We start from the raw sequence: 24,295 nt of genomic DNA on the forward strand, positions 1-24,295 counted from the left end.
AGCGCCCCCTTTTCCACGACGCCAGAGCCCCGCCGCCTTTCGGCCACAGATCAGCCGGCGTCGCCCAAGGTCTCCAACGCGCGGGCGGCGAAGACCGACAGGGGCTGGGGCGGGTCGGCGGGGTCGAACCAGTCCACGGCCGACAGCTTGTCCGGCTCGGTCAGGCGCGGCTCGCCCTCGAAATCGCGCGCCAGATACATCAACGAAACCCAGTGCTGGCCGTCGGCGGTCAGGATTTCCTCGGTGACGCACAGGAGATCGACCGCGCCGATGCGAAGCCCCGTCTCCTCCTCGGCCTCTCGCCGGGCCGCCTGCGCCGACGGCTCCATCGCATCGACCTTGCCGCCGGGGATGCTCCAACGTCCGGCCTCGGGCGGCTTCATCCGGCGACACAGCAGGATGCGGCCGTCCGCCCGCCGGATCACCAGGCCGCAGCCGACGCCGGGCAGGTCGACGCCGGACTTCACCCCTGCGCGGCCGGATCGTCGGCCGGATAGAAGGTGTAGCTGAGGGTGATCTCGCGCGCGCCGCGGGCCTCGCGGTCGGTCGCCAGTTCGGGGGCGATGAAATACTGCACCGGGAACTGACGCGTCTCGCCCGCCGCGATCGTCTGGGCGGTGAAGCAGAAGCATTGCAGCTTCTGGAAATAGGGGCCGGTGTATTCCGGCACGACGTTGTAGCCGGCTCGGACGTGGATCGGCTGGTCCGAGGTGTTGGTCACGTCGAAATAGGCCAGGCCCGTCTCGCCGATCCGCACGCGCTGGGTCTTCTGCTCCGAGACGAACTTCATCGGCACGCCGCGCACATTGGTGTCGAAACGCACCAGGACGGTGCGGTCCAGAACGGTGTCCGGCGCCTTGTCGGCCTTGCGCACCGTGCCGTCGAAGCCGGTCACCTGGCAGAACATCTGGTACAGCGGCACGGCCGCGAAGGCCGCGCCGGTCATGCCCATCACGCCCAGGACGCAGGCGATGGCGATGACGTTCTTGCGGTCCTTCCTCATCGGGCCGCGGGCTCCGCCTCGACCATGCCGGGCCCTTCCAGCGCCGCGCGCGCGTCGGCCTGGTTCTGTTGCAGGCGCAGCACCGTGGTCAGGAAGACCAGGACGATGAAGGCGACCAGGCCCAGGGCGATGAACAGGTTGCGGCGCTTGCGCGCGTTCAGCTCGTCGGGCGTCAGACGCATGGCTTTACGCTCCCATACCGGACAGGGCCTCGACCAGCAGCGCGGCGAACAGCGCCATCAGATAGAGGATGGAGAAGGCGAACAGGTCGCGGGCCGGTTTGGCCTGGGCGCGCACGTCGTACAATGCGGCTTCGCGCCCCACCGCCTCGGCCTTGTCGGGCTCGTCGCCCGCGCGCGAGCGATAGAGCCGCAGCGCCAGCCCCAGGAAGCCCAGGCCGCCCAGCACCGATACGACCAGATAGACGGGCCCGCCCAGGCCGACCACGGCCGGGGCGATGGCGACGGGCACGAAGACCAGGCTGTAGATCAGGATTTGAAGGCGGGTGGACCGGGCGCCGCGCACCACCGGCATCATCGGAATGCCGGCCTTGGCGTAGTCGCCGGCCGAATACAGCGCCAGGGCCCAGCTGTGGGGCGGGGTCCACAGGAAGATGATGGCGAACAGCAGCCACGCCTGCCACGGCGCCTGGCCCGTCGCGGCGGCCCAGCCGATCACGGGAGGGAAGGCGCCCGCCGCCCCGCCGATGACGATGTTCTGGGGCGTCCGCCGCTTCAGCAGCAGGGTGTAGAAGCCGGCGTAATAGACGATGGTCAGGGCCAGCAGCCCGGCCGCCAGCCAGTTGGCGTTCATCCCCAAGAGCATGACCGAGAACAGACTCAGGATTACACCGAAGGCCATGGCCTCGTTCTTCCTGACCCGGCCGGCCGCGACGGGACGGCCGCGGGTGCGGCGCATCAGGGCGTCGGTCTCGCCCTCCAGCGCCATGTTCAGCGCCCCTGCGGCGCCGGCGCCCACGGCGATGCACAGCACGGCGATGGCCGCCACCAGCGGATTGACCGCGCCCGGCGCCACCACAAGACCGGTCGCCGCGGTGAACACCACCAGCGACATGACGCGCGGCTTCAGCAGCTGGAAATAGTCTTCCGGCTGGGCGGTGGACAGGACGGGGCGGGTCTGGGCGTCGGTCATGGTCGCGCGCGGCTTAGCATACCCAAAAGCGTAAGGCCGCCCCTTCGTCGGAAGAGGCGGCCTTCTTTTTCAGCAGGGACCGAGGCTCAGTGCTCTTCGGCCTTGACCACCGGCAGCTCGTTGAACTGGTGCTGCGGCGGGGGCGAGGACAGGGTCCACTCCAGGGTGGTGGCGCCTTCGCCCCACGGATTGGCCACGCCCTTGCGGCGACGGATGGCGGCCTCGGCCAGCATGACCAGGAAGACCACCACGCCCACCACGGTGATGGCGTAGCCGACCGAGGAGACGTGGTTCCACAGGGTGTAGGCCTCGGGATAGTCGATGTAGCGACGCGGCATCCCCTGCAGGCCCAGGAAGTGCTGCGGGAAGAAGATCACGTTCACGCCGACGAACATGATCCAGAAGTGCAGCTGGCCCAGGAACTCGTTGTACTTCACGCCGAACATCTTCTCGAACCAGTAGTAGAAGCCCGCGAAGATCGAGAAGATGGCGCCCAGCGACAGCACATAGTGGAAGTGGGCCACCACGTAGTAGGTGTCGTGCAGGCTGTAGTCGATGCCGGCGTTCGACAGGACCACGCCGGTGACGCCGCCCAGGGTGAACAGGAAGATGAAGCCCATCGCCCACAGCATCGGCGTCTTGAAGGTGATGGAGCCGCCCCACATGGTGGCGATCCAGCTGAAGATCTTCACCCCCGTCGGCACCGCGATGATCATCGTCGCGGCCACGAAATAGGCGCGCAGATTGATGCTCATGCCCACGGTGTACATGTGGTGCGCCCACACGATGAAGCCGATGAAGCCGATGGCGACCATGGCGTAGGCCATCGCCAGATAGCCGAAGATCGGCTTGCGGCTGAAGGTCGAGACGATGTGGCTGATGATGCCGAAGCCCGGCAGGATCATGATGTACACTTCGGGGTGGCCGAAGAACCAGAACAGGTGCTGGTACATCACCGGGTCGCCGCCGCCGGCCGGATTGAAGAAGCTGGTGCCGAAGTTGCGGTCGGTCAGCAGCATGGTGATGGCGCCCGCCAGGACCGGCAGCGACAGCAGCAGCAGGAAGGCGGTGATCAACACGCCCCAGGCGAACAGCGGCATGCGGTGCAGGGTCATGCCCGGCGCGCGCATGTTGAAGATGGTGGTGATGAAGTTGATCGCGCCCAGGATCGAGCTGGCGCCCGCCACGTGCAACGAGAAGATGGCCAGGTCGAAGGCCGGGCCGGTGTGGCCGGTGGTCGACAGCGGCGGATAGGCCGTCCAGCCACCGCCGAAGCCGCGTCCCGGTCCGCCGTCCACGAACAGCGACAGGCACAGCAGCACAAAGGCGAAGAACAGCAGCCAGAAGGAGATGTTGTTCATGCGTGGGAACGCCATGTCCGGCGCTCCGATCATGATCGGCACGAAATAGTTGGCGAAGCCGCCCATCGTCGCCGGCATGACCACGAAGAACACCATGATCAGGGCGTGCGCGGTGACGGTGACGTTGTAGCCGTGCTTGGAGGCCTCCACGAGGCCCAGCTGCTGGATGATGGTGCCTTCCTTGAACAGCTGGATGCCCGGCTCGGCCAGCTCCCAGCGGATCAGGCCGGACAGGGCGCCGCCGATCAGACCCGCGAAGATCGCGAAGCCCAGGTACAGCAGGCCGATGTCCTTGTGGTTGGTGGACAGGAACCAGCGGGTGAAGAAGCCCATCTTGTGACCGTGGTCGTGGTCGTGGGCGGCGGCTGCGGTGGCCATGCTCGTCTCAGCCTCTCGCGATTACTGAGCCGCCGGCGCGGCGGCCGGGGCGGGTTGGGCGGCGACGGCCGGGGCCGTCGGGGTCGTGGCGGTCTGGGCGGTCGGGATCGAGGTTCCGCCAGCTTCGGGGCCGGTGGTGGCCTGGCCCACGACCGGCGCGCCGGTCGTGCCGGCCTGCGCCTGGGCGGCCGAACCGCCCGCGGCGGCGACCGCCGGCGGGGTCATGGAGCCGCCCTTGGAGGCGACCCAGCGCTCGAACTCGGCCTGGGTCACGACGTTGATCTGGATCGGCATGAAGGCGTGGTCGACGCCGCACAGCTCCGAGCACTGGCCGTAGAAGACGCCGGTGCGCTCGGCCTTGAACCAGGTCTCGTTGACCTTGCCGGGGATGGCGTCGGTCTTCAGGCCGAAGGCCGGCAGGCCGACCGAGTGGATGACGTCGGCGGCGGTGATCAGCAGGCGGACGGTCTTGCCCACCGGCACGACCATCGGCTCGTCCGCGGCCAGGCGATAGGGAACGCCGCGCGCCTTCGCCTCATCTTCCGGCAGCATGTTGGAGATGTATTCCGAGACGCTCTGGTCCGGATATTCATAGGCCCAGTTCCACTGGTTGCCCGTGACCTTCACCGTCACGTCCGGCTCGGGCATGTCGTGATAGGCGAACAGCAGGCGGAACGAAAACAGCGAGATGAACAGCAGGATCACCACCGGCGCGACCGTCCAGATGATCTCGATGGTGGTGTTGTGGCTCCACCGGGCGGGCGTCGGATTGCTGCGCTTGTTATAGCGGATGACGATCCATACCAGCAGGCCCAGCACCAGCAGGGTGATGGCCACGATGATCGGCAGCAGGATCACGTCGTGGAAGAAATGCGCGTCGTGCTTCAGCGGCGAAGCGGCCGGTTGCAGCCCGATGCCCCCCGGCGTCGGCTGTCCCATCAGATCCTGCGCCCAGGTCGGCGCGGCGGAAAAGATCGCCAGGCCGGCGCCAAGAACGGCCGTCGCGACGGCGCCCTTGAGCGTTCCTCGGGCTCCCGTGCCCATCCCCATCAGAGAAGTCCCCATAAAACCGTTTTGCAGCAGACACTTGCGAATGAATCGCAAGTAATCACGCTGGCGCGATTCCCACGCCCGGCGCTGTGGCGTCCCTATCGGATCGTTTTCGGCTTGCCAAGCAACAACACCCTCCCCGGCCGCAAACCCGCCGTTCGGCGGCCACGATTAAATCGCTGTCATGTTTTCACAGCTACCTTGCGTCACCAGATACCTTGCCGTATCCAATCTCCATCACAGGAGAGATCGAGGTGCCTGAAACCATCGAGATACAGCTGAAGAAGGGGGTGCTGGGACTGTGCGTCCTGGCCCTGCTGAACCGGGCGGACAGCTACGCCTACGAGATCGCCAGCCGCCTGTCGGACGCGATCGACATGGGCGAAGGGACCATCTACCCGCTGATGCGCCGGATGCAGGGCGACGGTCTGGTCGAGACCTATCTGGTCGAATCCTCGTCCGGCCCGTCGCGCAAATACTACCGTCTGACCGACGCGGGACGCGCGGCCCTGGCTGCCCAGAGCGACGAATGGACCGCGTTCACCCGCGCCGTCGACGCCGTGGTGGCCGCGCCCGACGCCGCCCCGCCTCATCAAGATCAACCGGAGGGAGCCCAATGACGCGCGCGGAATTCATCGCCCGTCTGAAGAACGGCCTGGTCGGCCTGCCGACCACGACCGCCAACGACATCGTCGCCGACTACGAGACCCATTTCGAGGACGGCCTGGCCGCCGGCCGCACCGAGGCCGAGGTGGCCGCCGCGCTGGGCGACCCCGCCCGACTGGCCCGCGAATTGAAGGCCGAAGCCGGCATCCAGCGCTGGGCCCAGGAGAAGAACCCCTCGGCCGCCGCGGCCGCGGTCTTCGCCGTCCTGGGTCTGGGGGCCATCGACATCCTGATCCTGCTGCCCATCCTGATGGGCGTGGTGGGCACGCTGTTCGGCTTCTTCATCGCCGCCATCGCCCTGTTCTTCGTGGGCGGCGGGGTGATGGTCGCGGGACCCTTCGCCGGCTTCCCCGGCGGCCCGCTGGCGGCGATCCTGATGGGATTGGGTTTGATGGCCGGGGCGGTCTTCATCGGCGCCCTGCTGACCATCGTGACCGTCTGGCTGGTCAACGGCCTGGTCTGGTTCGCCCGCCTGCACTACCGGCTGCTGAAGCCGGCCCTGCAACCTGAAACCTCCACTCCGGTCATGGGAGCCTCGGCATGATCCGCACCCTGTTCATCATCGCCGGCGCCGCCCTGGTGCTCTGCGTCGCGGCCCTGGGCGGGGCGGTGGCCCTGGGCGGCTCCGATCTGCAGCGCCACGGCTGGGCCTGGACCATCCGCAACGATAACGGCGAAAGCGTCCGCATCGAACGGGTGCGCGGCGACGACGCCGACCTGGGTCCGACCGTGACCCGGACCCTGGCCTGGGACGGCGGGCGCGCCCTGCGCGTCGAATCCGCCATCGACGTCGACTATGTCCAGGGCGACGCGGCCAGCGTCGTGATCACCGGCCCCAAGGGCGTCGCTGATCGGGTGCGTCTGGAGAACGGCCGGCTGTTCCTGGCTGACGGCCAGGAAAGCGCCATCGTCACCTGGAATCGTCACGGCGTGAACGGGCGCTCCGAGAGCGACGAACTGCGCGTGGTCGTCACAGCGCCGGACGTGGATCGCTTCGAGGTCAACGGCTCGGGCGAACTGTCCATCACCGGATACGACCGCCCCGCCCTGGCCATCGACATCGCCGGTTCGGCCAAGGTCCAGGCCTCTGGGCGCACCGACGCCCTGGATCTGGACATCTCCGGCTCGGGCGACGCCGACCTGGAGGATTTGGCGACCGGAACCGCCAAGGTCGACCTGTCCGGCTCCGGCGACGCCCGCATCGCCCCGACCGGCGAGACCGCCGTCAGCATTTCCGGCTCGGGCGACGTGGCCCTGACCGACCGTCCGTCCAAGCTGACCACCGACATCGCCGGCTCCGGCGACGTCTATCAGGACTGAGGCCGCCTCTGCCCCCCTGCGCCCTCCCCGTGGCTCGACCATGGGGAGGAACGCGCTTGTGAGTGCAGCCAGGGCGCGTCAGGGCGGCCACGCCTTCACCCCCTCGTCCATTCCGGCTAAGTCATCGGCCATGACCTTCGCCCCCCTTCCCGACGCCGGCGCCAACTGGGTCGACCGGCACGCGCCGGAGGGACTGAAGCCGTGGCTGAAGCTGGGGCGGTTCGACCGGCCGATCGGCATATGGCTGCTGCTGCTGCCGGGCTGGCAGGGGATCGCCCTGGCCCTGGCCCAGTATCGCCAGCCGCCCGGCCTGTATCATCTTTGGCTGTTCGTCGGCTTCGCGATCGGCGCCTGCCTGATGCGGGCGGCGGGCTGCGCCTTCAACGACATCGTCGACCGGGACTTCGACGCCCGGGTCGCCCGCACCGCCCAGCGCCCGATCCCGTCCGGGCGCATCAGCGTCAAACAGGCCTGGGCCTTCGTCGTCGGCTGCAGCCTGATCAGCCTGCTGATCCTGCTGACCCTTCCCGTAATCGCCATAGTGCTCGGCGTCGGCTCCCTGGCCCTGGTCGCGGCCTATCCGTTCATGAAGAGGATCACCTGGTGGCCCCAGGCCTGGCTGGGCATGACCTTCAACTGGGGCGCCCTGATGGGGTTCGCCGCCGCCCTGCCCCTGGCCGCCGCGGCCCTGCTGCCCCCCGAGATGGCCGGCGAGTTCCGCCCCTTCCTGTGGTCGCCGCCCGCTGACAGCGACCATGCCGTGGCGCTGGCCGGGCAGGCTTACGCCCCCGCCGTGCTGCTGTGGATCGGGGGGGTGTTCTGGACCCTGGGCTACGACACCATCTACGCCCTGCAGGACATCGAGGACGACGCCATGGTCGGGGTGAAATCCTCGGCGCGGCGGCTGGCGTCGGCGGTCCGACCGGGCGTCGCCGTCTTCTACGGCCTGGCCGTGGCCTTCGCCGCCCTGGCGGGCGCGGCGGCCGGACTGGGGCCGATGTTCGCCCTGGGCGCGCTGGCCTACGCCGGCCATCTGGCGCTGCAGGTTCGCCGGATCGACCGCGACGACCCGGCGCTGGCGTTGCGTCTGTTCAAGTCAAATCGCGAGGCCGGGCTGATCCTGCTCGGCGCCGTCGCCCTCGGTTTTGTCGGCCTGTCATGAAGGAGTTTCGCATGACCCTCCCCGTCCGCACCCTGTTCCTGACCGCTGCGGTGGCCGCCAGCCTGGCGGCCTGCCAGCGACGCGAGGACAAGGCCGATGCGCCCCCGGCGCCCGCCGCCACGCCCCCGGCGACGGCGGGCGCGCCGATGGCCTTCGACGACAAGACCCAGTACGCCAGCGTCAAGCTGACCCTGCCGGCGGCGGTGAAGGGCCAGCCGGACCTGCACGCCCCCATCTATGCGGCGGCGGTGCGCGACCTGAAGCAGTTCGAGGAAGGCGCGCAGGCCGACCTGAGCGAGGCCGGCGGCGGCCCCAACCCCTATGAGAAGTCGATCGCCTATGCGCCGGGCGGCGAGACGGCGCGGCTGTTCAGCCTGGCGCGCACCGATTTCGAGTTCACGGGCGGCGCCCATCCCAACACCAGCTTCTCGGCCGTGCTGTGGGACAAGGCGCAGAAGAAGCGGCTGGGCTTCGCCGACCTGTTCCGCCCCGGCGCGGACCTGTCCGTGCTGGACAAGGCCCTGTGCGACGCCGCCAACGCCGCCAAGCAGGCCCGCTCGCCGGGATCGGAGCGCGCCACCCTGGACGGCAAGATGTGGACCTGCCCCAAGGCGGTGGCCACGCCCTTCATCCTGGCACCCGGACAGACGCCGGGACAGGCGGGCGGCGCGACCTTCCTGATCGGCGCCTATCAGATCGGCCCCTATTCGGACGGCTACTACTGGGTGACGGTGCCGCAGGACGCCTTCCGCGCCCTGCTGAACCCCGCCTATGCCGACCAGTTCGGCGGCGCGCCCGTCAAGTCCGGCGACGTGACGCCCAAGGCCGGCTAGTCGGCCAGGAAGGCGTCCAAGACCTCGGCGAACCGCTGGGGCTGATCCGCCATGATGAAGTGACGGCTGCCGTCGATGCGGACCAGCTTCACCCCCGGCAGCGGTTCGTACTGACTGGTCCAGGCCTGATCGGCTTGGGCCGCCGACGCGCCGCCGTCGGCGTCCGCGGCGTACAGCACCGTGACCGGCAGGCGCATGGTCGCAAGGCCGGGCCGGGCGTCCGTCAGAAGGACATCGCGCATGGCCGCCCCCATGGCGTGCCGATCCGAGCCGGTGGTCCAGTCGACGAGCCGTTCGCGCAGGGCTGGATCCCGGGTCATGCCCTGAGCGCTGCCGACTTGGGCGGCGCGGAAGGCGTCGTCCGACAGGACCAGGATGGCGCTGACGGTCTGTTCCGCCGCCGGCCGCATCGCCTCGACCGTCACCTGCGGGCCGCGAAGGGCGCCGAAGAAGGGCAGGCTGTCCACGCTCATCAGCCGGCCGACCGCTTGGGGATGCTGCTGGGCCAGCTGCAGCCCGACCAGGGCGCCCATCGAATGCCCGACCACCGCGGGCCGCTCCAGGCCCTGCTCGCGGACATAGCGGTCCAGTTCATCGACGACCGGCTGGACGAAGGGGCCGTCGCCATGGCTCCACGGCTCGCCCGCGAAGCCGGCCAGCTGGACCAGATGGACGCGGTGCGTCGCCTTCAGACGATCCGCCGTCGCCCGCCACACCTCGCGCGACGAGCCGAAGCCGGGGATCAGGATCACGTCGGGGCCCTGGCCCTCCACCTCGACCGACAGCCGGTCTGAAACGAAGGCGGCGGAGGCGGGGGCGGCGTCCTGCGCCAGGGCGGCGCTGACGCCGACCGCGAGGGAAGGGGCGCAGATCGCCAGGCCGAACAGGGCGGCGCGCAGGCGCGGGCGCGCCTTGAAGAAGGCGTTGAACATCGGATGTCTCCTTAATGAATAGGTTGAGGGCGCGCCGTCAGGCGTGCGGATTCTCGAAGATGTCCTCGACCGGCCGGTCGAAGGTCGCCGCGATGCGATAGGCCAGGTCCAGCGAGGGGTCGTGCCGCTCGGTCTCCAGGGCGATCACCGCCTGGCGGGACACGCCCAGGGCCTGGCCCAGCTGCTCCTGCGTCCAGCCGCGCTCGACACGCAGCAGCTTGAGGCGGTTCTTCATCAGTTGGACGCCCGGATGAAGGGCGCGAGCACGCCATAGATCGCCCAGAACAGCGGATAGACCAGCCAGGCGGGCAGATGCGGCGCCCCGGCGAAGCTTTCGCCGAAGCCCCAGAAGACGGCGATGGCCATGGCCCCGCCCGCGGCCAGGATGAACTGTTTGGCGGTGACGGCGCGCACGAACTCGTCGCTTTCGCGCATCAGCGTTAGAGTGGCCCATATCTGGCCGATGACGGGCGCGGCCACCGCCGCCGCCAGCACCCAGCCCGCAGGCCTGTTCATCACCTCATCGAAGGCGTCGGTGGTCATCATGGCGACGCAGATAGCCATATACGGCACCATGAAGGCGAAGGTGCGCGTGACGTAGCGGCGATGCGCGGCGGTTCCTGACTTCCAAAGGGCCAGCATGGCGTTGTCTCCGTGTTTGTAAGGCGCACCTTACACTGTCAGAATGTCATGTCAACCTGACTTTTTGTCAGGTCGTCTCAACACCGATCCACCCTTCACCAGACGGGCGCAAGGGCTTAAAGCGGGTGGATGGCCATCGCCGATCCCGCCGCCTTCATCCGCGAGAACACCCGCCTGCAGCCCGTGCCTCATGCGCCGGAAATCTCGCTGTGGCTGGCGGACGAGATCACACCCCTGTGGCGGCTGACGGAAGAGGAACTGGGCGAGATGGGCCTGCCGCCGCCGTTCTGGGCCTTCGCCTGGGCGGGCGGCCAGGCGCTGGCGCGCTGGCTTCTGGATCATCCGCAGGAGGTCGCTGGGCGACGCGTGCTGGACTTCGCCGCCGGCTCGGGCCTGGTCGGGGTCGCGGCGATGAAGGCCGGCGCGGCGTCATGCCTGTGCGCCGACATCGACCCCTTCTGCCAGGCCGCCGTCGCCGCCAACGCCGCGTCGAACGGTGTGAAGCTGGATTTCGAGGGCCGGGACATGCTGTCGACGCCGCCCCCCGACGTCGACGTCATCTGCGCGGGCGACATCTGCTATGAAAAGCCGATGACCGAGGCGGTGCTGGCCTGGCTGGGCCAGGCGCGCGGCCGGGGTGTACGCGTGTTGATCGGCGATCCCGGCCGCACCTATTTCCCGCGCGAAGGGCTGGACTTCCTGGCGGAATACCGGGTGCCCACGACGCGGGAGCTGGAGGACCAGGAGATCAAGCGGTCCTCCGTCTGGGCCATGCCCTGAGCGTCAGTGCGCCGCGGGCCGGGCCTGGTCGCTCTTTTCGGCCTGGCCGCGATGACGGCCCTCGGCGAATTCCTCGATCATCTTGGCGTTGAAGGCGGGGATGTCGTCGGGATTGCGGCTGGTGACCAGGCCGTCGTCGACCACAACCTCCTCGTCCACCACGGTGGCGCCGGCGTTGCGCAGGTCGGTGCGGATGCTGGGATAGCCGGTCAGGGTGCGTCCCTCGACCACGCCCGCCTCGATCAGCAGCCAGGGCGCATGGCAGATGGCGGCGACCGGCTTTCCGGCGTCGAAGAAGGCGCGCACGAACTTCACCGCGTCCTCGTTCGCCCGCAGCTGGTCGGGATTGGCGACGCCGCCCGGCAGCATCAGCGCCGAATAGGCCGAGGCGTCGACCCCGGCCACGGCCTTGTCCGCCGTGACCTTGTCGCCCGGCGTCAGGTGGTTGAAGCCCTGGAAGTCGCCGGCCTTCAGCGAGACGATCTCCACTACGGCCCCGGCGTCCTGGAGCGCCTTGACCGGTTCGTTGAGTTCGACGAGTTCGACGCCGTCGGTGGCCAGGACGGCGACGGTCTTTCCGGACAGGGACTGGGCCATGGGATCTGCTCCATTCGTTTGGGGATTGAGGGCTGATGAACCCCCGGGCAGGGCGGCGGTTGCGGCTCCGCTTGGCGGAAAACGGCGCCGCGCCCATATCCCTTCCATGAAGATCGCTCTGATCCTGACCGGCCTGATCGTCTCTGTCGCCGCTCCGGCCGCGGCCCAAACATGGCGGCAGAGCCAGCCGCCCTACGCCGCCTATCCCGGCGGAGCGCCGGCGGCCATCGCGGATCAGCACCGCTATGAAACCGAGCGGCTGCGCAACCAGGCCCAGGCCAACGCCGCCCTGGCCCGCCAGCAGACGCTGGAGGCCCGCATCGAACGCCAGCGGATAGAGGCCGCGCGCCAGCGGATCGACGCCCCGGCGCCCGCGTCGCGACCGCTCTACTCGCCCGAGCAGGAGCGGGCGCTGCGCCAAGGGGCCGCCGAACGGCGCGCCCGCACCGCCCAGGGCGTCGGCCAGATCGACGCGTGGCTGGACCGTCAGAACTGACGCATCCCTTCCCCTCTCCCCGCGTTCCGGCCTAGCTTGGCGTGAAACGGAGGCGCGGACATGCGGTGGCAAGGCGGAAGAACCGGCGGCGGCGGGGTCGAGGATCGGCGCGGAATGGGCGGCGGGGCCATCGCCGGCGGCGGGATCGGCGTCGGGGTCCTGGCCATCATCGGCTATCTGGTTTTCGGCATCGACCCGTCGACCACGACCCAGTTAGCCAGCCAGTTCGGCGGCGTCGGCGCGCAGGAGCAGCAGGGTCAGATCGGCACGCCCGAGGACCAGGCCGGGCGTTTCGTCGACGTCATCGGCGGCAACATCAACGACGTCTGGACCGGGCGACTGCGTGGGTATCAGCAGCCCAAGGTCGTGATCTACGAACAGGGCACCCCGACGGGCTGCGGTTACGGCCAGGCGGCGATGGGGCCGTTCTATTGCCCGACGGACCGCACCGTCTATCTGGACCTGGGCTTCTGGCAGGAGTTGGACCGTCTGGGCGGATCCGACGCCGACTTCGCCAAGGCCTATGTCATCGCCCACGAGTTCGGCCACCACGTCCAGACCCTGACGGGCACGTCCGACCAGGTGCGCCAGGCCCAGCAGCGGGCGCGCGGCGAGGCCGAGGCCAACCAGTATTCCGTCGCGCTTGAGCTTCAGGCTGATTGCTACGCTGGCGTCTGGGCCGCCAACGCCTCGGCCGCGTCGAACGGCGCGGTGGCGCTGGAGCCCGGCGATTTCGAGGCGGGGATGAAGACCGCCCAGGCCATCGGCGATGACGCCCTGCAGAGCGGCGCGGGCCGTCGCGTCTCGCCCGAAAGCTTCACCCACGGCTCGTCGGCCCAGCGGGTCCAGTGGCTGCAGCGCGGCTATCAGTCCGGCGATCCCGCCGCTTGCGACACCTTCAGCGGGGCCTGATCGGGCCGCCTACAGCAATATCCAGGGCGCGCGAGGCGAACAGGCGCGGCCCGCCCAGGTCCAGCACCAGGCGCCGCCCGGCGAAGGCCTCCATGCCGATCAAGGCCTTGGGAAAGCCCGGCGCGGCGACATCGTCGTAGATCGCCACTTCGGCGTCGCGGTGCAGATCGTCGCCGATGGTCAGGGTGCGCGCCACCACCGTATCGGCGCGCACCACCCCGCCCAGGACGATGCTCTGGCCGGGGCGGCTGTCGCGGCCGTCCAGAAGGCCGGTGGCGCGGGCCGTCTCGCGCGTGACGGCCAGGGTCGCAGAGGCGCCGGTGTCGACCACCGCCTGCACCTCCGCCCCCTCGATCGTGATCGCGGCCTGAAGCGCACGGCCGTTGCGGGTGACGGCGATGGGCCTGAGTTCGGCCGGCGGGGTCCATCCATCGCGCCCCCAGAAGCGAAGCCGCCGCTCGGGCGCATCCAGATCAAGCACCAGGTGACGCAGCACGTCCTGACCCAAGATCAGCGGCGCGGCCAGGCCCTGCGGCCCCGCCAGCGGCCCCAGCCCCAGGATCGCCGCGCGCAGTCCCCTCAACGCCAGGCCGCCCACGCCGACGTCCAGCGTCACGCCGCGCCCGACCTGGGCGTCGCCGCCGACGCCATAGGCCACCATCGGTAGGCGGAACACATCGGTCAGGCCCAGCGTCTGGAACAGTCCCCGGTCGATCACCGAATACTGCGCTCCGGAATCGATCAGCGCGCGGACCGGCGTTCCATTCACCGTCGCCGCCACGGTGGGTGTGGTCACGCGCGGCTCGGCGTAGGGCAGCCATCCGGTGTCGCCCGCGTCAGGCAGGACGATTTCCGGCTCTCGCCACAACACATAGTCGCGAAACCACCAGGCCCCGCCGGCGGCGGCGCCGACAAGGCCCAGGCGGATCAGAAGGTCGCGGCGTCTCATGCCCCTGACATGGACCGTCCCGCGCCGGATCGCCAGCGTCGCCGAGGTCGCAAGGCCTCGCCGCAACAACCGTGCGCCTGACAGCGTCGCTGAACGCCCGACTTGAAAAAATCATCCAGAAACGGGATGACGGCCGGCGCCGTCATGGCTACGAACCCCGTCATGAGCACCTCCAGCGCCCGTTACGTCTCGACCCGGGGTCAGGCCCCGGAAACCGACTTCTCCGACGCCCTGCTGCGCGGCATCGCCCCCGACGGCGGCCTCTACATGCCGTGCGCCTGGCCCGCCCTGTCGCCCGAGGCCTCGCGCTCGACGGATTACAAGACCATCGCCTTGGACGCGGTGTCCCCCTTCATCGGCGACGCCCTGCCCGCGGGCGCGCTGGAACGAGCCCTTGACCGGCTGACGGCCGGGTTCGACCATCCGGCGGTGACGCCCCTGGTCGAGCTGGAGCCCGGCCTTTTCGTGCTGGAGCTGTTTCACGGGCCGACGGCGGCGTTCAAGGACCTGGCCATGCAGCTGGTCGCGGCGCTGACGGACGAGGCCCTGGCCGCCTCCGGCGAACGTCTGACGATCCTGACGGCGACCTCGGGCGATACCGGGGCCGCGGCGGTTCGGGCCTTCGCGGGGGCGCGATCGGTGGATCTGGTGGTGCTGCACCCCCTTGGCCGCGTTTCGCCGGTCCAGCGCAAGCAGATGACCACGGTCGAGGCCGACAATGTGCTGAACCTGGCCGTGCGCGGCGACTTCGACGATTGCCAGCGCCTGGTGAAGGGTCTGTTGGCCGAGGAGACCCTGCGCGAACGCGGACGGCTGTCGTCCGTCAATTCGATCAACTGGGCCCGGCTGGCCGGCCAGATCCCCTATTACGTCTCGGCGACCGCGCAACTGGGCGGCCCGGCGACCTTCGTGGTGCCGACCGGCAACTTCGGCGACGCCTTCGCCGGGATCGCAGCGCGCCGGATGGGCCTTGCCGCCCACGGCTTCGTCGCCGCCGTGAACCAGAACGACGCCCTGGCCCGCGCCATCAACGACGGCGTCTATTCGCGCCGCCCGGCGGTCGAGAGCGCCAGCGTATCGATGGACGTGCAGGCTCCGTCAAACTTCGAACGGTTGGTGTTCGAGTCGACCGGCCGCGACGCCGCGCGCACCCGGTCGTTGTTCGAAACCTTCGCAAGGGACGGCGCCGTGGCCTTCGAGCCCGATCTGCTGGCGGCCCTGCGGGCGGCGGTGTCGGCCGTCTCCATCGACGAGACCGAGACCCGCGCCGAGATCGCGCGCGCCCATGAGGATTGGGGCCGGGTGGTCTGTCCGCACACGGCCGTGGCCTTGGCGGCGGCGCGGCGGCAGGACCGGAGCCAGGGGCCGGTCGTCGCCCTGTCGACCGCGCACCCGTCTAAGTTCGGCGATTTTGTCGGCGACGTGCTGGGCTTCGCGCCCGAGCCCGCGCCCGTCGTCGCCGCCCTGGGCGATCAGGCCGAGCGGATGACGACGGTCGAATCGACGATGGAGGCCGCCCTGGCCGCTGTGACGGCCTTCACAGCACGTCCGTAGGCGTCTCCCTCCCCTCAGGGAGGGAGTACGTTTGAACGGGTTAGCGGCGACGCATTCCGCGCGAGGCCAGACCGGCCAGCAGCAGGCCCACGCCCGCGACCGACAGGGTGGTCAGCAGGGGCTTCTGGCGGGCGGCGGCGGCCACTTCGCGCGCCTTGGGACGATAGTCGGCCGGCGCCTTCTCGACCAGGCGGTCGACGGCGTCCATCGCCTTGCCGAACTGCTCCAGCGACTTGCCCTTGGCGTCGTTATAGGCGCCTTCGACCTGGAGCTTCTGGTCGCCGACCAGCTTGCCCAGACCCTTTTGCGCCTTGCCCTGCGCCTGCGATGCGGCGCCGTTGGCGAATTGATCGGTCATCTCGAAAACCTCTTCCTCGGGGAGGGCGCCGCCACGAAGCGTCGCCTGACAGGGAAGCGCGGTCCGGCGTCGTCGGTTCCCGCGACCGGCCGTCTCAGTCCAGGGGCTGCGGCCGGGTGACGACCGGCGCGCTCGGATCGGTCTGGGTCGGGCGCGCGGCGGTCGGCGCGGGCGTCGGCGGCGTCACCACGACGAGCGGCGCCGTCTCGATCTCGGGCGGCGGGGCCTCGACCGGCGCGGTCTCGACGGACGCGGGCGACCTTTGCACGGAGGCAGCCGGGGTCGGAGCGGAGGGGGCCGGGGCGCGGCGCGGCGCGGCGTCCTCGACCGCGCGAGAGGCCGCCGTGGGCGGGGCGGACGTCGGGGCGGGCGGGGTCTCCGCAGCCGGCGCAGCGGCCGGGGTCGCCACGGCCGCAGCCTGAGCCACCGGGGCGGCGTCGAGCGGGGCGACGGCAGGCGTCGGCCCCGGCGCGACCGGCGGGGCGGCGTCAGGCCCGGCGGCGTCAGGCCGCAGCGCGAACCAAAGGCCGCCGCCGATCACCAGGATCGCCGCGATCCCGGCGCCGAAATAGAGCGGCAGGCGCGAGGCCTTGCGTGTGCCGGCGCGGGCGAGGACGGGATTGGGCGAAGCGGCGGGCGCGGGGACGACCGCCGCCGGCGCGGCCGCGGACGGCGCTTCGGCGAGGCGCGGGGGCGGCGCGGCCTGATCCCGGGGCGCGAGGAGTTCCGGCTCGGCGCCCGGCAGGGGGCGGACGACGAGATCGGGCTGAGGCGAGGCGGCCGGGGCCTTCGGTTCCGCATTCGAAGGCGCGGTCGGAACCGGCGGCGTCGGCTGCGGACGCGCCTGGGGGATCAGCGAGCCCGAAAGGATGCTGGCGCCGGACGGGGCCGGGCGCGGCGACGGCCGGGCCTGACCTTGCGCCTGCCCCAGTGATTGGCCCAGCGATTGGCCCTGCGGACGGGGCGGGACCTTGATCCGCGCCAGCGGATCGGGCGCGACGGGCACCGGCCCGACATGGAAGGTCGTCTGGGGCATGCGTCCCCAGGTGATGGCCTTGCGGGCGAAGGGCGCGTCGCGATCGGTCGGCGCGTTCGCCGGGGCGGCGCCGGGCGCGGGGGTCGGGGTCGTCTTGTCGTCGGACATGAGGGGGAAATGGCTCGCGATCTGGCCGGTTTCGTGACGGTCAGTTTTTCAGGCGATAGCCCGTCTTGAACATCCACATGACGATGGCCAGGCAGACGACGAAGAAGCCCAGCGTCGCCGCCACGCTGATCCCGATCGCGACGTCCCCCTGGCCGTAGAAGGCCCAGCGGAAGCCCGAGATCAGATAGACCACCGGATTGAACAGCGTCACCGCCCGCCAGCCGTCGGGCAGCATGTCGATGGAATAGAAGGCGCCGCCCAGGAAGGTCAGCGGCGTGACGATCAGCATCGGGATCATCTGCAGCTGCTCGAAGCCGTTCGCCCACACGCCGATGATGAAGCCGAACAGGCTGAAGGTCACGGAGATCAGGATCAGAAAGGCCATCATCCAGAACGGATGCAGGATCTGCAGCGGCACGAAGAAGGCCGCCGTGGCCAGAATGATCAGCCCCAGCACCGCCGACTTGGTCGCCGCCGCCCCCACATAGGCCAGCACGATCTCCAGCGACGACACCGGCGCGGACAGGATTTCGTAGATGGTCCCGGTGAACTTGGGGAAGTAGATGCCGAACGAGGCGTTGAAGATCGACTGGGTGAAGAGGCTCAGCATGATCAGGCCCGGCACGATGAAGGCGCCGTAGGGCACGCCGCCCACCTCTTGCATCCGGCTGCCGATGGCGCCGCCGAAGACGACGAAATACAGGGCCGTGGTGATGACCGGCGTGACGATGCTCTGCCAGACCGTGCGCAGGGCGCGCGCCATCTCGAAGCGATAGATGGCCCAGACGCCGTATCCGTTGAAGGTCATGCGGCGGCTCCGTTCTGGTGGACCAGGCTGACGAAGATGTCTTCCAGCGAGCTCTGGCGGGTGTTCAGGTCCTTGAAGCCGATCTCCAGCCGCTCAAGACGGCGGATCAGCGACGGCACGCCGGTGTCCTCGGCGTTGGCGTCGAAACTGTATTCCAGCTCCCCGCCCTCGTTCTTCAGCGTCAGGTCCCAATCGGACAGGTCGGCGGGCACGCTGGCAAGCGGCTCGATCAGGTTCAGCGTCAGGGTCTTCTTGCCCAGCTTCTTCATCAGGGCGGTCTTCTCCTCGACCAGGATCAGCTCGCCTTTCAGGATCACGCCCACCCGGTCGGCCATCTCCTCGGCCTCCTCGATGTAGTGGGTGGTCAAGATGATGGTGACGCCGCGTTCGCGCAGTTTCCGCACCATCGCCCACATGTCGCGGCGCAGTTCGACGTCCACGCCGGCCGTCGGCTCGTCCAGGAACAGGATGTCCGGCTCGTGGCTCAGGGCCTTGGCGATCATCACCCGCCGCTTCATGCCGCCCGACAGGGTCATGATCTTGGCGTCGCGCTTGTCCCACAGAGACAGGTCCTTCAGCACCCCCTCGATGAAGGCCGGGTTCGGCGCCTTGCCGAACAGGCCCCGGCTGAAGGTGACGGTGGCCAGCACCGTCTCGAAGGCGTCCGTCGTCAGCTCCTGCGGCACCAGGCCGATCTTGCTGCGCGCGGCGCGGAAGTCGCCCTGGATGTCGTGGCCGTCGGCGACCACCGTCCCCGTCGTGGGCGTGACGATGCCGCAGACGATGGAGATCAGGGTGGTCTTGCCCGCCCCGTTCGGGCCCAGCAGGGCGAAGATTTCGCCCTTGTCGATGGTCAGGTCGACGCGTTTCAGCGCCTGAAGCCCGGACTTGTAGGTCTTGGTCAGGCCTTCGATTTGGATGACCGGCATCACGCCTCCCGAATTGCGGAGGCGGCGCCCCGTATGGCGGCAATATGGCGCACCTTTCCGCCGTCTCAAGGGGCGGGGGTCCAGTTCGTGCGTGCGACCGTATCAGAGCATCGTACAGGACCGGAGCCGAGCCCATGACCGCCAGGATATTCGTCGCCGCGACAGCCGCCGCAATTCTGGGCGGCTGCGTCACCGCCCCCTCCCCATCCGAATACCGCGCGCCCCAGCCGGCCAAGCCGGTCGAAATCTCGCGCCTCTGGTCGGGGCGCTGGCACGAGGTCGCCCGCCTGCCCGACCGACTGACCGACGGCTGCGTCGCCGGCGCGTCGATCTACACCCCCGTCAGCGACACCCGCATCGACGTGCGCGACACCTGCCAGGTCGGGACGCCGTCGGGTCGCGAGAAGGCCATCGGCGGACGAGGTGAAATCCTGGACCCCGGAACGAACGCCAAGCTGCGCGTTCGCTACCTGGCCGGCTTCGTCACCTGGGACTACTGGATCCTGGACCGGGCCGACGACTACAGTTGGTTCATCTCGGCCGACCCGACGTTCGAGCGGCTGTTCATCTACACCCGCGAGGTCCCCAGCGAGGCGCAGATCCGCGCCCTGACCGAGCGCGCCCGCGCGCTGGGCTACGACGTCAGCCGGCTGGAATTTCCGGCGCAGCCGGCGCGATGACGATGAGGGGAAGGGGTGGAGATCGCACGACCCGAAGGGGAATTCGTTGTGGCTGCTGCCTTCCGGCCCTGACCAGGTTGGCGAAGCCTTCGCCCGCACGATCTCCGAGACGGGATATGGCGGGTGCGGGCGCCGGAATCAAGCGCTAGAAGTCACGCATGGCCATCCGCAACACCTTCGCCGGCAATCCCCTGGACCGCGCCGGAGACCTTCGCAACGATCCCGAATGGCTTGAAGCGCAGGAGACGAACCCCGAGGCCCAGGCCATGATCCTGTGGGAAGGCCGGCCGCTGATCGAGGAAACGCCCGACGGCCCGCGTCTGGCCTGGCTGTCGCTGGAGCACGCCCGCGACATGGTGCGCGACCGCGACCTGTTCCTGGGTCTGTGGAATGAGGCGCCGGTGTTCGCGGTGGAGTTCGAGGGCTCCATCGACCCGGCCGGGGGGCCGGTGCGGGGCCTGGGCGAATTCCATGAGATGCGCGCCGCCGCCGCCCTCCTGCCCGCCGCCGACGCAGCGATGGCGGGCGCGGCCAAAAGTCTGTTCGACTGGCGCCGCCGCCACGGCTTCTGCGCCGCCTGCGGCACGATGACGAACACCGCCGCCGGGGGCTGGAAGCGCCGCTGCCCGGCCTGCGGAACCGAGCATTTCCCGCGCGTCGATCCGGTGGTCATCATGCTGCCGGTGTTCGAGGGCGGCGACGAGCCGCGCTGCCTGCTGGGCCGTCAGGCCGCATGGCCCCAGGGGCGGATGTCGGCCCTGGCCGGTTTCCTGGAGCCCGGCGAATCGATCGAGGAGGCCTGCGCCCGCGAGGTGAAGGAGGAGGCCGGCCTGACGGTGACCGACGTCCGCTATCACTCCAGCCAACCCTGGCCCTTTACGTCCCAGCTGATGATCGGCCTGATCGCCACGGTGTCGGACGATCAGGCCCGCCCCGACCAGACCGAGCTGGAAGCCGTCGACTGGCTGACCCGCGCCGAGGCCCGCGCGGTCCTGGCGGGCGCCCACCCGACGATCCACGCGCCCTTTCCCTTCGCCATCGCCCACAGCCTGATCAAGGCCTGGGCGGAGGAATGAATCTCCCTCCCCTTCATGGGGAGGGTGGCTGAGCCAAAGGCGAAGCCGGGTGGGGCTCGAACGGGCCAAGCGCGCTTCACACTTCCCCACCCGGGCTCGGCTCCGCCTCGCCGTCCCTCCCCATGAAGGGGAGGGAGAATTACTCACGCCAGCGCCCGTGCGGCTTCCAGGTCGTCGGGGTTGTCGACCGACAGCGGCGCGGCGTCGATCACGCGGGCCCAAATCTGCATCCCCATCTCCAGAGCGCGTAGCTGCTCCAGCTTCTCGCGGCGCTCCAGCGGCGACGGCGGCGCGGCGCAAAAGCGGTTCAGCGCCTCGCGGCGATAGCCATAGACGCCGATGTGGCGCCAGATCGGCCCATCGCCATAGAGGGTCGAGCGGGTGAAATAGAGGGCGCGGCCCTGGCGTTCGCTCTCGGCCAGGGCCAGCACCGCCTTGACCACGTCGGGATTGGCGCGGTCCGAGGCGTCCAGTTCGGGCGCGACCAGGGTGGCGATGTCGCAGCCCGGCTCTCCGTGCAGGATGGCCGCGCAGGCCGTGGCCAGGCCCGGATCGGCGAAGGGCATGTCGCCCTGGACGTTGATGACCGCGTCGAAGTCGCCTTCGGGGTCGATGGCGTCGACCGCGGCGCGGATGCGGTCCGAACCGCTGGGCAAGGCCGGGTCGGTCAGGATGGCGCGGCCCTCGATGGCCTCGATGGCCTCGACGATCTCGGGGTCGCCGGCCGCGACCGCGACCGGCAGGCCCGAGGCCTCGGCCTGGCGATAGGCCCGCACGATCATCGGAACGCCGCCGATGTCGGCCAGCGGCTTGTTCGGCAGGCGGGTCGCCCCCATGCGAGCGGGTATCATTATCAGAGGATTCATCGACTTCCCTGTCGCATAGAGGTTCGGGCCGGTTGCGAAGGCCGCGCTACCGTGCCAGAGACGCCCACGCAAGATTATGTCCGGGGGGTGTACGCCAGGGGCCCGGATTCCGGAGAGGGATGCGACCACGCGCATGAGCGGCGATCTGAAGTGGAACAAGATTTTCGGCGCGGGTCTGGGGACGGCTTTCGTCATCCTGGTCGTCCAGCAGGTGTCCGGGGCTGTCTATCATTCCGAACCGCCTGAAAAGATGGGCTATTTCGTCGATGCGCCGGAAGAGGCCGCCGGCGAGGCCGCGCCGTTGCCGATCGACTGGGGCACGGCGCTTCCGGCCGCCGACCTGGCCGCCGGCGAGGCCGCCTTCGCGCGCTGCCAGGCCTGTCACGACGCACACCAGGGCGGCGCTGACAAGATCGGCCCGAATCTGTGGGGCGTGGTGGGCGGCCCGGTCGAGCACCGCGCCGGCTTCGCCTATTCGGACGCCATGACCAAGCACAAGGCCGAGGCGCCGACCTGGGGCTATGACCAGATCAGCGAGTTCATCACCGCTCCGGCCCGCTATGTGCCGGGCACCAAGATGTCCTTCGCCGGCATTCGCGATGAGCAGACGCGCATCAACCTGATCGCCTGGCTGCGGACGCAAGGGTCCAGCGGCTTCGCCATTCCGGCGCCGGACCCCGCGCGTCAGCCGGGCGCCGCCGCCCCGGCCGAAGGCGCCGAGGCTCCGGCCGCGGAAGGCGCCGCCGCCACCGAGGCGACGGGTGAAACCCCGGCTGTCGGCGCCCCGGCCACGACGCAGGAAACCCCGGCGGCTCCGCCCGCCGCGACCAGCGCCGCGCCGCCGAACCACTGATCCGGCCCGGTCGGAAGACCGGCTTGGGAGAATCGAAAAGGGCGGCTCCACGAGCCGCCCCTTTTTTTTCATGTCTGAACGATCAGATCCGGCGGAACAGGGCGGAGGCGAAACCCTCGGCGACCAGCCGCGCCTCGACCTCGGCCAGCGGCTCGACCACGACGCCCCCGCGTGCGCCGGTCGAATGGATCACGCGTTCCGCATCGACCATCAGGGCCGAATGGCCGGTCCAGTCGTGGTCGCCGCCCGGCGGCGCCAGCCAGACCACGATGTCGCCGCGACGGGCGACCGCCGCCTCCACGCCGCAGCCCAGTTCCGCCTGGTCGTGCGACCGGCGCGGCCCCGCTCGCCCGCAGGCCAGCAAGGCTTGCTGCACCAGGCCCGAGCAGTCGGTCTCGATCGAGGAGCGTGCGCCCAGGGCGTGCGGCCGGCCCAGCAGTCGCTCGGCCACGGCGGCGGGATCGGTCTCGAAGGCGCCGATGGGCTCCAGCACGGCGTCGGCCACGCCCGCGGCGTCCGCGGCCACGAGGGCGTTCAGCGGCAGGGCGGCGTCGACCGAGGCGACCCGGCGCGTCGGCAGAGGCGCGCCCGCGGCCAGGTTGTCCAGCACCACCCAGCCGACCACGCCGTCGCGTCGCGACCGGCCCCAGGCGCGCCCGTCGCGACGCTCCAGCACGTCGAAGGCCTCGCCGAACAGCAACTGGTCGATTCGGGCGTCGGCGTCGGACGACAGGTCGGCGACGGCGACGCGGCAATGCATGGGCTCGACCGCGCGATAGGCCTGCGCGCGCACCAGTCCTTCCAACGCCTGCTCGGCGAGGTCGGGACGCGCCAGAAGCGCGCCGGGCGGGATCAGGTCGAGGACGTCGGTCAAACGTGGGCTCGCATCGATTGAGGCCCTGACCCTAGGCGCCCAAGGCGAATGGGCCGTTAACAGGCGTCGCTTTTCCGTGGAAAATCAACCGAACCGCGTTCTCGATCCGTCATTCGCGCTTGAAGCGGGGCCTTGGCCGCCCATGTCGAAGGCGTCTGTCGTCACGCCAGGGAGCCCGCCCGTGCTGCTTTCCATCCTGCTGATCGTGGTGGGTCTGACGGTCTTCGATAAGGGGCCTGCGGGGCGCGAGCTGAGACGCTGGCTGATCGATGCGTCGGCCCGACACCTGGGCCGCGTGTCACGCCGACAGGTTTGGGGAATCGCTTTCGTAGGCCTGATGGGTCTGGCGGCGTTGACGGTGTTCGAGGCGGAGGGTCTGCGCCTGTTCTCGATGGCGGCGCCCGAACTGACCGCCTGGGCGATGATGTTCGACGTGACGGTGGTGTTCGACCTGATGGTCCTGGCCATCAGCCTGAGGGCGGCTTCGACTTGGCGCGCCGTCGCCCGACAGACGAAAGCCATGACGCGTCCCGCCGTGGGCGTCGCCCGCCGAGTCGGGACCGCCATGACGGCCCGCGCACGACGTCCGCGGCGGCCGCGCCCGCCCCGGCCTGGATGCGACGACGCCGCGCCGGCGGGGATGTTCGCCTGGCCTCAACCGGCGTAACGCGCCTTCAGCAGGGCGTAGCAGGCCCGTAGCGCCTGGGCCTCTCCGCCTTCGGGAAAGCCGGGCCGGGCGCGGGGGTTCCAGGCGAAGATGTCCATGTGCGCCCAGGCGCCGGTCTCGGGCGCGAACTTCTGCAGGAATAGGGCGGCGGTGACCGATCCCGCCTGGGCCCAGCCGGCCGGATCGTTGCGTAGATCGGCGATCTCGGCCTCCAGCGCGGGCCGGTAGCCGGGCCACAGCGGCATCCGCCACA

The 24,295-nt window shown here is 69.8% G+C and carries 30 protein-coding genes, 1 other RNA gene and 1 pseudogene; 13 read left to right on the forward strand and 19 right to left on the reverse strand.

Translation table 11 applies throughout. The annotated features are described in order from the left end of the window. Positions 1-50: 50 nt before the first annotated feature. The 6 genes from B2U11_RS04350 to coxB all read right to left on the reverse strand — a co-directional run bounded on the left by B2U11_RS04350 (position 51) and on the right by coxB (position 4,959). Entirely contained in the window at positions 51-467 is a 417-nt protein-coding gene (locus B2U11_RS04350) for an NUDIX domain-containing protein (RefSeq protein WP_292070193.1), read from the reverse strand. After that, a complete protein-coding gene (locus B2U11_RS04355; protein WP_292070195.1) occupies positions 464-1,003 on the reverse strand; it encodes a cytochrome c oxidase assembly protein in 540 nt (179 codons plus the stop codon). The genes B2U11_RS04350 and B2U11_RS04355 overlap by 4 nt, the downstream gene beginning before the upstream one ends. Next, a complete protein-coding gene (locus tag B2U11_RS04360) occupies positions 1,000-1,185 on the reverse strand; it encodes a hypothetical protein (RefSeq protein ID WP_292070196.1) in 186 nt (61 codons plus the stop codon). The genes B2U11_RS04355 and B2U11_RS04360 overlap by 4 nt, the downstream gene beginning before the upstream one ends. A gap of 4 nt (positions 1,186-1,189) precedes the next feature. Continuing rightward, positions 1,190-2,155, reverse strand: coding sequence for a heme o synthase (cyoE, locus tag B2U11_RS04365; protein WP_292070197.1), 966 nt, complete (start codon positions 2,153-2,155; stop codon positions 1,190-1,192). Between the two features lie 86 nt (positions 2,156-2,241). Beyond that, entirely contained in the window at positions 2,242-3,894 is a 1,653-nt protein-coding gene (gene ctaD / locus B2U11_RS04370; protein ID WP_292070198.1) for a cytochrome c oxidase subunit I, read from the reverse strand. Positions 3,895-3,915: 21 nt separating this feature from the next. Next, entirely contained in the window at positions 3,916-4,959 is a 1,044-nt protein-coding gene (gene coxB, locus B2U11_RS04375) for a cytochrome c oxidase subunit II (protein ID WP_292070199.1), read from the reverse strand. A gap of 239 nt (positions 4,960-5,198) precedes the next feature. Here coxB and B2U11_RS04380 point away from each other — a divergent pair, with 239 nt between their 5' ends. From B2U11_RS04380 to B2U11_RS04400, 5 genes are all read left to right on the forward strand, one after another. Beyond that, a complete protein-coding gene (locus tag B2U11_RS04380; RefSeq protein ID WP_292070200.1) occupies positions 5,199-5,564 on the forward strand; it encodes a PadR family transcriptional regulator in 366 nt (121 codons plus the stop codon). Continuing rightward, complete coding sequence (locus tag B2U11_RS04385) at positions 5,561-6,154, forward strand: DUF1700 domain-containing protein (RefSeq protein WP_292070201.1); 594 nt, start codon at positions 5,561-5,563, stop codon at positions 6,152-6,154. Before B2U11_RS04380 ends, B2U11_RS04385 begins: the two co-directional genes overlap by 4 nt. Next, entirely contained in the window at positions 6,151-6,930 is a 780-nt protein-coding gene (locus B2U11_RS04390) for a GIN domain-containing protein (protein WP_292070202.1), read from the forward strand. The genes B2U11_RS04385 and B2U11_RS04390 overlap by 4 nt, the downstream gene beginning before the upstream one ends. 130 nt (positions 6,931-7,060) lie before the next feature. Further along, positions 7,061-8,092, forward strand: a complete 1,032-nt coding sequence (locus B2U11_RS04395; protein ID WP_292070203.1) for a UbiA family prenyltransferase — start codon at positions 7,061-7,063, stop codon at positions 8,090-8,092. 11 nt (positions 8,093-8,103) lie between these two features. Further along, positions 8,104-8,925 carry a DUF3298 domain-containing protein gene (locus B2U11_RS04400; protein WP_292070205.1) on the forward strand — a complete coding sequence of 274 codons (822 nt, stop codon included), beginning with the start codon at positions 8,104-8,106 and terminating at the stop codon, positions 8,923-8,925. On the opposite strand, the gene B2U11_RS04405 is transcribed toward B2U11_RS04400, so the two are convergent. Genes B2U11_RS04405 through B2U11_RS04415 form a run of 3 tightly spaced genes read right to left on the reverse strand, consistent with a single transcriptional unit; the run spans position 8,922 to position 10,499 of the window. Further along, positions 8,922-9,857 (reverse strand): alpha/beta fold hydrolase, encoded by a 936-nt coding sequence (locus tag B2U11_RS04405; RefSeq protein WP_292070206.1) that lies wholly within the window; start codon positions 9,855-9,857, stop codon positions 8,922-8,924. The two genes, B2U11_RS04400 and B2U11_RS04405, sit on opposite strands and share 4 nt — an antisense overlap. A gap of 37 nt (positions 9,858-9,894) precedes the next feature. Further along, positions 9,895-10,092 carry a helix-turn-helix transcriptional regulator gene (locus tag B2U11_RS04410; RefSeq protein ID WP_287898158.1) on the reverse strand — a complete coding sequence of 66 codons (198 nt, stop codon included), beginning with the start codon at positions 10,090-10,092 and terminating at the stop codon, positions 9,895-9,897. Further along, entirely contained in the window at positions 10,092-10,499 is a 408-nt protein-coding gene (locus B2U11_RS04415; RefSeq protein ID WP_292070208.1) for a hypothetical protein, read from the reverse strand. Before B2U11_RS04415 ends, B2U11_RS04410 begins: the two co-directional genes overlap by 1 nt. A 129-nt stretch (positions 10,500-10,628) precedes the next feature. Between B2U11_RS04415 and B2U11_RS04420 the strand changes: the two genes are divergently transcribed. After that, complete coding sequence (locus tag B2U11_RS04420; protein WP_292070210.1) at positions 10,629-11,279, forward strand: class I SAM-dependent methyltransferase; 651 nt, start codon at positions 10,629-10,631, stop codon at positions 11,277-11,279. Between the two features lie 3 nt (positions 11,280-11,282). Here the strand turns inward: B2U11_RS04420 and B2U11_RS04425 are convergent, their stop codons facing one another. Continuing rightward, a complete protein-coding gene (locus B2U11_RS04425) occupies positions 11,283-11,876 on the reverse strand; it encodes a type 1 glutamine amidotransferase domain-containing protein (RefSeq protein ID WP_292070211.1) in 594 nt (197 codons plus the stop codon). 106 nt (positions 11,877-11,982) lie between these two features. Between B2U11_RS04425 and B2U11_RS04430 the strand changes: the two genes are divergently transcribed. Together B2U11_RS04430 and ypfJ are read left to right on the forward strand one after the other, a co-directional pair. Next, on the forward strand, positions 11,983-12,372 hold the full coding sequence (locus B2U11_RS04430; protein WP_292070212.1) for a hypothetical protein: 390 nt from the start codon (positions 11,983-11,985) through the stop codon (positions 12,370-12,372). Positions 12,373-12,432: 60 nt separating this feature from the next. Next, positions 12,433-13,284 carry a KPN_02809 family neutral zinc metallopeptidase gene (ypfJ, locus tag B2U11_RS04435; RefSeq protein ID WP_292070214.1) on the forward strand — a complete coding sequence of 284 codons (852 nt, stop codon included), beginning with the start codon at positions 12,433-12,435 and terminating at the stop codon, positions 13,282-13,284. Here ypfJ and B2U11_RS04440 read toward each other — a convergent pair. Beyond that, on the reverse strand, positions 13,271-14,233 hold the full coding sequence (locus B2U11_RS04440) for a retropepsin-like aspartic protease (protein ID WP_292070216.1): 963 nt from the start codon (positions 14,231-14,233) through the stop codon (positions 13,271-13,273). The genes ypfJ and B2U11_RS04440 overlap by 14 nt on opposite strands. Positions 14,234-14,395: 162 nt before the next feature. Here B2U11_RS04440 and thrC point away from each other — a divergent pair, with 162 nt between their 5' ends. Next, entirely contained in the window at positions 14,396-15,787 is a 1,392-nt protein-coding gene (gene thrC / locus B2U11_RS04445; RefSeq protein WP_292070217.1) for a threonine synthase, read from the forward strand. Between the two features lie 40 nt (positions 15,788-15,827). Here thrC and B2U11_RS04450 read toward each other — a convergent pair whose 3' ends face one another. The 4 genes from B2U11_RS04450 to B2U11_RS04465 all read right to left on the reverse strand — a co-directional run bounded on the left by B2U11_RS04450 (position 15,828) and on the right by B2U11_RS04465 (position 19,026). Further along, the gene (locus B2U11_RS04450; RefSeq protein WP_292070219.1) at positions 15,828-16,145 is read right to left on the reverse strand and encodes a CsbD family protein; all 318 of its coding nucleotides are present in this window, start codon (positions 16,143-16,145) and stop codon (positions 15,828-15,830) included. Between the two features lie 94 nt (positions 16,146-16,239). Beyond that, positions 16,240-17,289 (reverse strand): hypothetical protein, encoded by a 1,050-nt coding sequence (locus tag B2U11_RS04455; RefSeq protein WP_292070221.1) that lies wholly within the window; start codon positions 17,287-17,289, stop codon positions 16,240-16,242. A gap of 40 nt (positions 17,290-17,329) precedes the next feature. Beyond that, positions 17,330-18,097 carry an ABC transporter permease gene (locus B2U11_RS04460; protein WP_292070222.1) on the reverse strand — a complete coding sequence of 256 codons (768 nt, stop codon included), beginning with the start codon at positions 18,095-18,097 and terminating at the stop codon, positions 17,330-17,332. Beyond that, positions 18,094-19,026: an ABC transporter ATP-binding protein gene (locus B2U11_RS04465; protein ID WP_292070223.1), complete on the reverse strand. Its 933-nt coding sequence runs from the start codon at positions 19,024-19,026 to the stop codon at positions 18,094-18,096. Before B2U11_RS04465 ends, B2U11_RS04460 begins: the two co-directional genes overlap by 4 nt. A 134-nt stretch (positions 19,027-19,160) precedes the next feature. Here B2U11_RS04465 and B2U11_RS04470 point away from each other — a divergent pair, with 134 nt between their 5' ends. Then, positions 19,161-19,706, forward strand: coding sequence for a lipocalin family protein (locus tag B2U11_RS04470; protein ID WP_292070225.1), 546 nt, complete (start codon positions 19,161-19,163; stop codon positions 19,704-19,706). 12 nt (positions 19,707-19,718) lie between these two features. On the opposite strand, the gene ffs is transcribed toward B2U11_RS04470, so the two are convergent. Further along, an RNA gene (ffs, locus tag B2U11_RS04475) (signal recognition particle sRNA small type) lies at positions 19,719-19,814 on the reverse strand. 50 nt (positions 19,815-19,864) lie between these two features. Here ffs and nudC point away from each other — a divergent pair. Further along, a complete protein-coding gene (gene nudC / locus B2U11_RS04480) occupies positions 19,865-20,782 on the forward strand; it encodes an NAD(+) diphosphatase (RefSeq protein WP_292070226.1) in 918 nt (305 codons plus the stop codon). A 143-nt stretch (positions 20,783-20,925) separates the two neighbouring features. Here nudC and B2U11_RS04485 read toward each other — a convergent pair whose 3' ends face one another. Further along, on the reverse strand, positions 20,926-21,648 hold the full coding sequence (locus B2U11_RS04485; RefSeq protein WP_292070228.1) for a 3-deoxy-manno-octulosonate cytidylyltransferase: 723 nt from the start codon (positions 21,646-21,648) through the stop codon (positions 20,926-20,928). 133 nt (positions 21,649-21,781) lie between these two features. Here B2U11_RS04485 and B2U11_RS04490 point away from each other — a divergent pair, with 133 nt between their 5' ends. Next, complete coding sequence (locus tag B2U11_RS04490) at positions 21,782-22,501, forward strand: c-type cytochrome (protein WP_292070229.1); 720 nt, start codon at positions 21,782-21,784, stop codon at positions 22,499-22,501. Positions 22,502-22,583: 82 nt separating this feature from the next. Here B2U11_RS04490 and B2U11_RS04495 read toward each other — a convergent pair whose 3' ends face one another. Continuing rightward, the gene (locus B2U11_RS04495) at positions 22,584-23,375 is read right to left on the reverse strand and encodes a C40 family peptidase (protein ID WP_292070231.1); all 792 of its coding nucleotides are present in this window, start codon (positions 23,373-23,375) and stop codon (positions 22,584-22,586) included. A 181-nt stretch (positions 23,376-23,556) separates the two neighbouring features. On the opposite strand from B2U11_RS04495, the gene B2U11_RS04500 reads away from it, so the two are divergent. Continuing rightward, the gene (locus B2U11_RS04500; RefSeq protein ID WP_292070232.1) at positions 23,557-24,042 is read left to right on the forward strand and encodes a hypothetical protein; all 486 of its coding nucleotides are present in this window, start codon (positions 23,557-23,559) and stop codon (positions 24,040-24,042) included. On the opposite strand, the pseudogene B2U11_RS04505 reads toward B2U11_RS04500, so the two are convergent. Next, positions 24,030-24,295: pseudogene (locus tag B2U11_RS04505) on the reverse strand (leucyl aminopeptidase family protein); the annotation flags it as partial. The gene B2U11_RS04500 and the pseudogene B2U11_RS04505 sit on opposite strands and share 13 nt — an antisense overlap.

This window comes from Brevundimonas sp. UBA7534 (assembly GCF_002479325.1).
Classification (GTDB): domain Bacteria; phylum Pseudomonadota; class Alphaproteobacteria; order Caulobacterales; family Caulobacteraceae; genus Brevundimonas.

What these genes read in the sequence shown, in the direction of transcription:
- B2U11_RS04465 (WP_292070223.1), bottom strand. Translation starts at nt 19,026, where the DNA reads ATGCCGGTCATCCAAATCGAAGGCCTGACCAAGACCTACAAGTCCGGG.
- nudC (WP_292070226.1), top strand. Translation starts at nt 19,865, where the DNA reads ATGGCCATCCGCAACACCTTCGCCGGCAATCCCCTGGACCGCGCCGGA.
- B2U11_RS04460 (WP_292070222.1), bottom strand. Translation starts at nt 18,097, where the DNA reads ATGACCTTCAACGGATACGGCGTCTGGGCCATCTATCGCTTCGAGATG.
- B2U11_RS04385 (WP_292070201.1), top strand. Translation starts at nt 5,561, where the DNA reads ATGACGCGCGCGGAATTCATCGCCCGTCTGAAGAACGGCCTGGTCGGC.
- B2U11_RS04410 (WP_287898158.1), bottom strand. Translation starts at nt 10,092, where the DNA reads ATGAAGAACCGCCTCAAGCTGCTGCGTGTCGAGCGCGGCTGGACGCAG.
- B2U11_RS04405 (WP_292070206.1), bottom strand. Translation starts at nt 9,857, where the DNA reads ATGTTCAACGCCTTCTTCAAGGCGCGCCCGCGCCTGCGCGCCGCCCTG.
- B2U11_RS04425 (WP_292070211.1), bottom strand. Translation starts at nt 11,876, where the DNA reads ATGGCCCAGTCCCTGTCCGGAAAGACCGTCGCCGTCCTGGCCACCGAC.
- B2U11_RS04490 (WP_292070229.1), top strand. Translation starts at nt 21,782, where the DNA reads ATGAGCGGCGATCTGAAGTGGAACAAGATTTTCGGCGCGGGTCTGGGG.
- B2U11_RS04355 (WP_292070195.1), bottom strand. Translation starts at nt 1,003, where the DNA reads ATGAGGAAGGACCGCAAGAACGTCATCGCCATCGCCTGCGTCCTGGGC.
- B2U11_RS04430 (WP_292070212.1), top strand. Translation starts at nt 11,983, where the DNA reads ATGAAGATCGCTCTGATCCTGACCGGCCTGATCGTCTCTGTCGCCGCT.
- thrC (WP_292070217.1), top strand. Translation starts at nt 14,396, where the DNA reads ATGAGCACCTCCAGCGCCCGTTACGTCTCGACCCGGGGTCAGGCCCCG.
- B2U11_RS04450 (WP_292070219.1), bottom strand. Translation starts at nt 16,145, where the DNA reads ATGACCGATCAATTCGCCAACGGCGCCGCATCGCAGGCGCAGGGCAAG.
- ypfJ (WP_292070214.1), top strand. Translation starts at nt 12,433, where the DNA reads ATGCGGTGGCAAGGCGGAAGAACCGGCGGCGGCGGGGTCGAGGATCGG.
- B2U11_RS04485 (WP_292070228.1), bottom strand. Translation starts at nt 21,648, where the DNA reads ATGAATCCTCTGATAATGATACCCGCTCGCATGGGGGCGACCCGCCTG.
- B2U11_RS04390 (WP_292070202.1), top strand. Translation starts at nt 6,151, where the DNA reads ATGATCCGCACCCTGTTCATCATCGCCGGCGCCGCCCTGGTGCTCTGC.
- B2U11_RS04400 (WP_292070205.1), top strand. Translation starts at nt 8,104, where the DNA reads ATGACCCTCCCCGTCCGCACCCTGTTCCTGACCGCTGCGGTGGCCGCC.
- ctaD (WP_292070198.1), bottom strand. Translation starts at nt 3,894, where the DNA reads ATGGCCACCGCAGCCGCCGCCCACGACCACGACCACGGTCACAAGATG.
- cyoE (WP_292070197.1), bottom strand. Translation starts at nt 2,155, where the DNA reads ATGACCGACGCCCAGACCCGCCCCGTCCTGTCCACCGCCCAGCCGGAA.
- B2U11_RS04395 (WP_292070203.1), top strand. Translation starts at nt 7,061, where the DNA reads ATGACCTTCGCCCCCCTTCCCGACGCCGGCGCCAACTGGGTCGACCGG.
- B2U11_RS04360 (WP_292070196.1), bottom strand. Translation starts at nt 1,185, where the DNA reads ATGCGTCTGACGCCCGACGAGCTGAACGCGCGCAAGCGCCGCAACCTG.
- B2U11_RS04440 (WP_292070216.1), bottom strand. Translation starts at nt 14,233, where the DNA reads ATGAGACGCCGCGACCTTCTGATCCGCCTGGGCCTTGTCGGCGCCGCC.
- B2U11_RS04415 (WP_292070208.1), bottom strand. Translation starts at nt 10,499, where the DNA reads ATGCTGGCCCTTTGGAAGTCAGGAACCGCCGCGCATCGCCGCTACGTC.
- B2U11_RS04420 (WP_292070210.1), top strand. Translation starts at nt 10,629, where the DNA reads ATGGCCATCGCCGATCCCGCCGCCTTCATCCGCGAGAACACCCGCCTG.
- B2U11_RS04470 (WP_292070225.1), top strand. Translation starts at nt 19,161, where the DNA reads ATGACCGCCAGGATATTCGTCGCCGCGACAGCCGCCGCAATTCTGGGC.
- coxB (WP_292070199.1), bottom strand. Translation starts at nt 4,959, where the DNA reads ATGGGGACTTCTCTGATGGGGATGGGCACGGGAGCCCGAGGAACGCTC.
- B2U11_RS04455 (WP_292070221.1), bottom strand. Translation starts at nt 17,289, where the DNA reads ATGTCCGACGACAAGACGACCCCGACCCCCGCGCCCGGCGCCGCCCCG.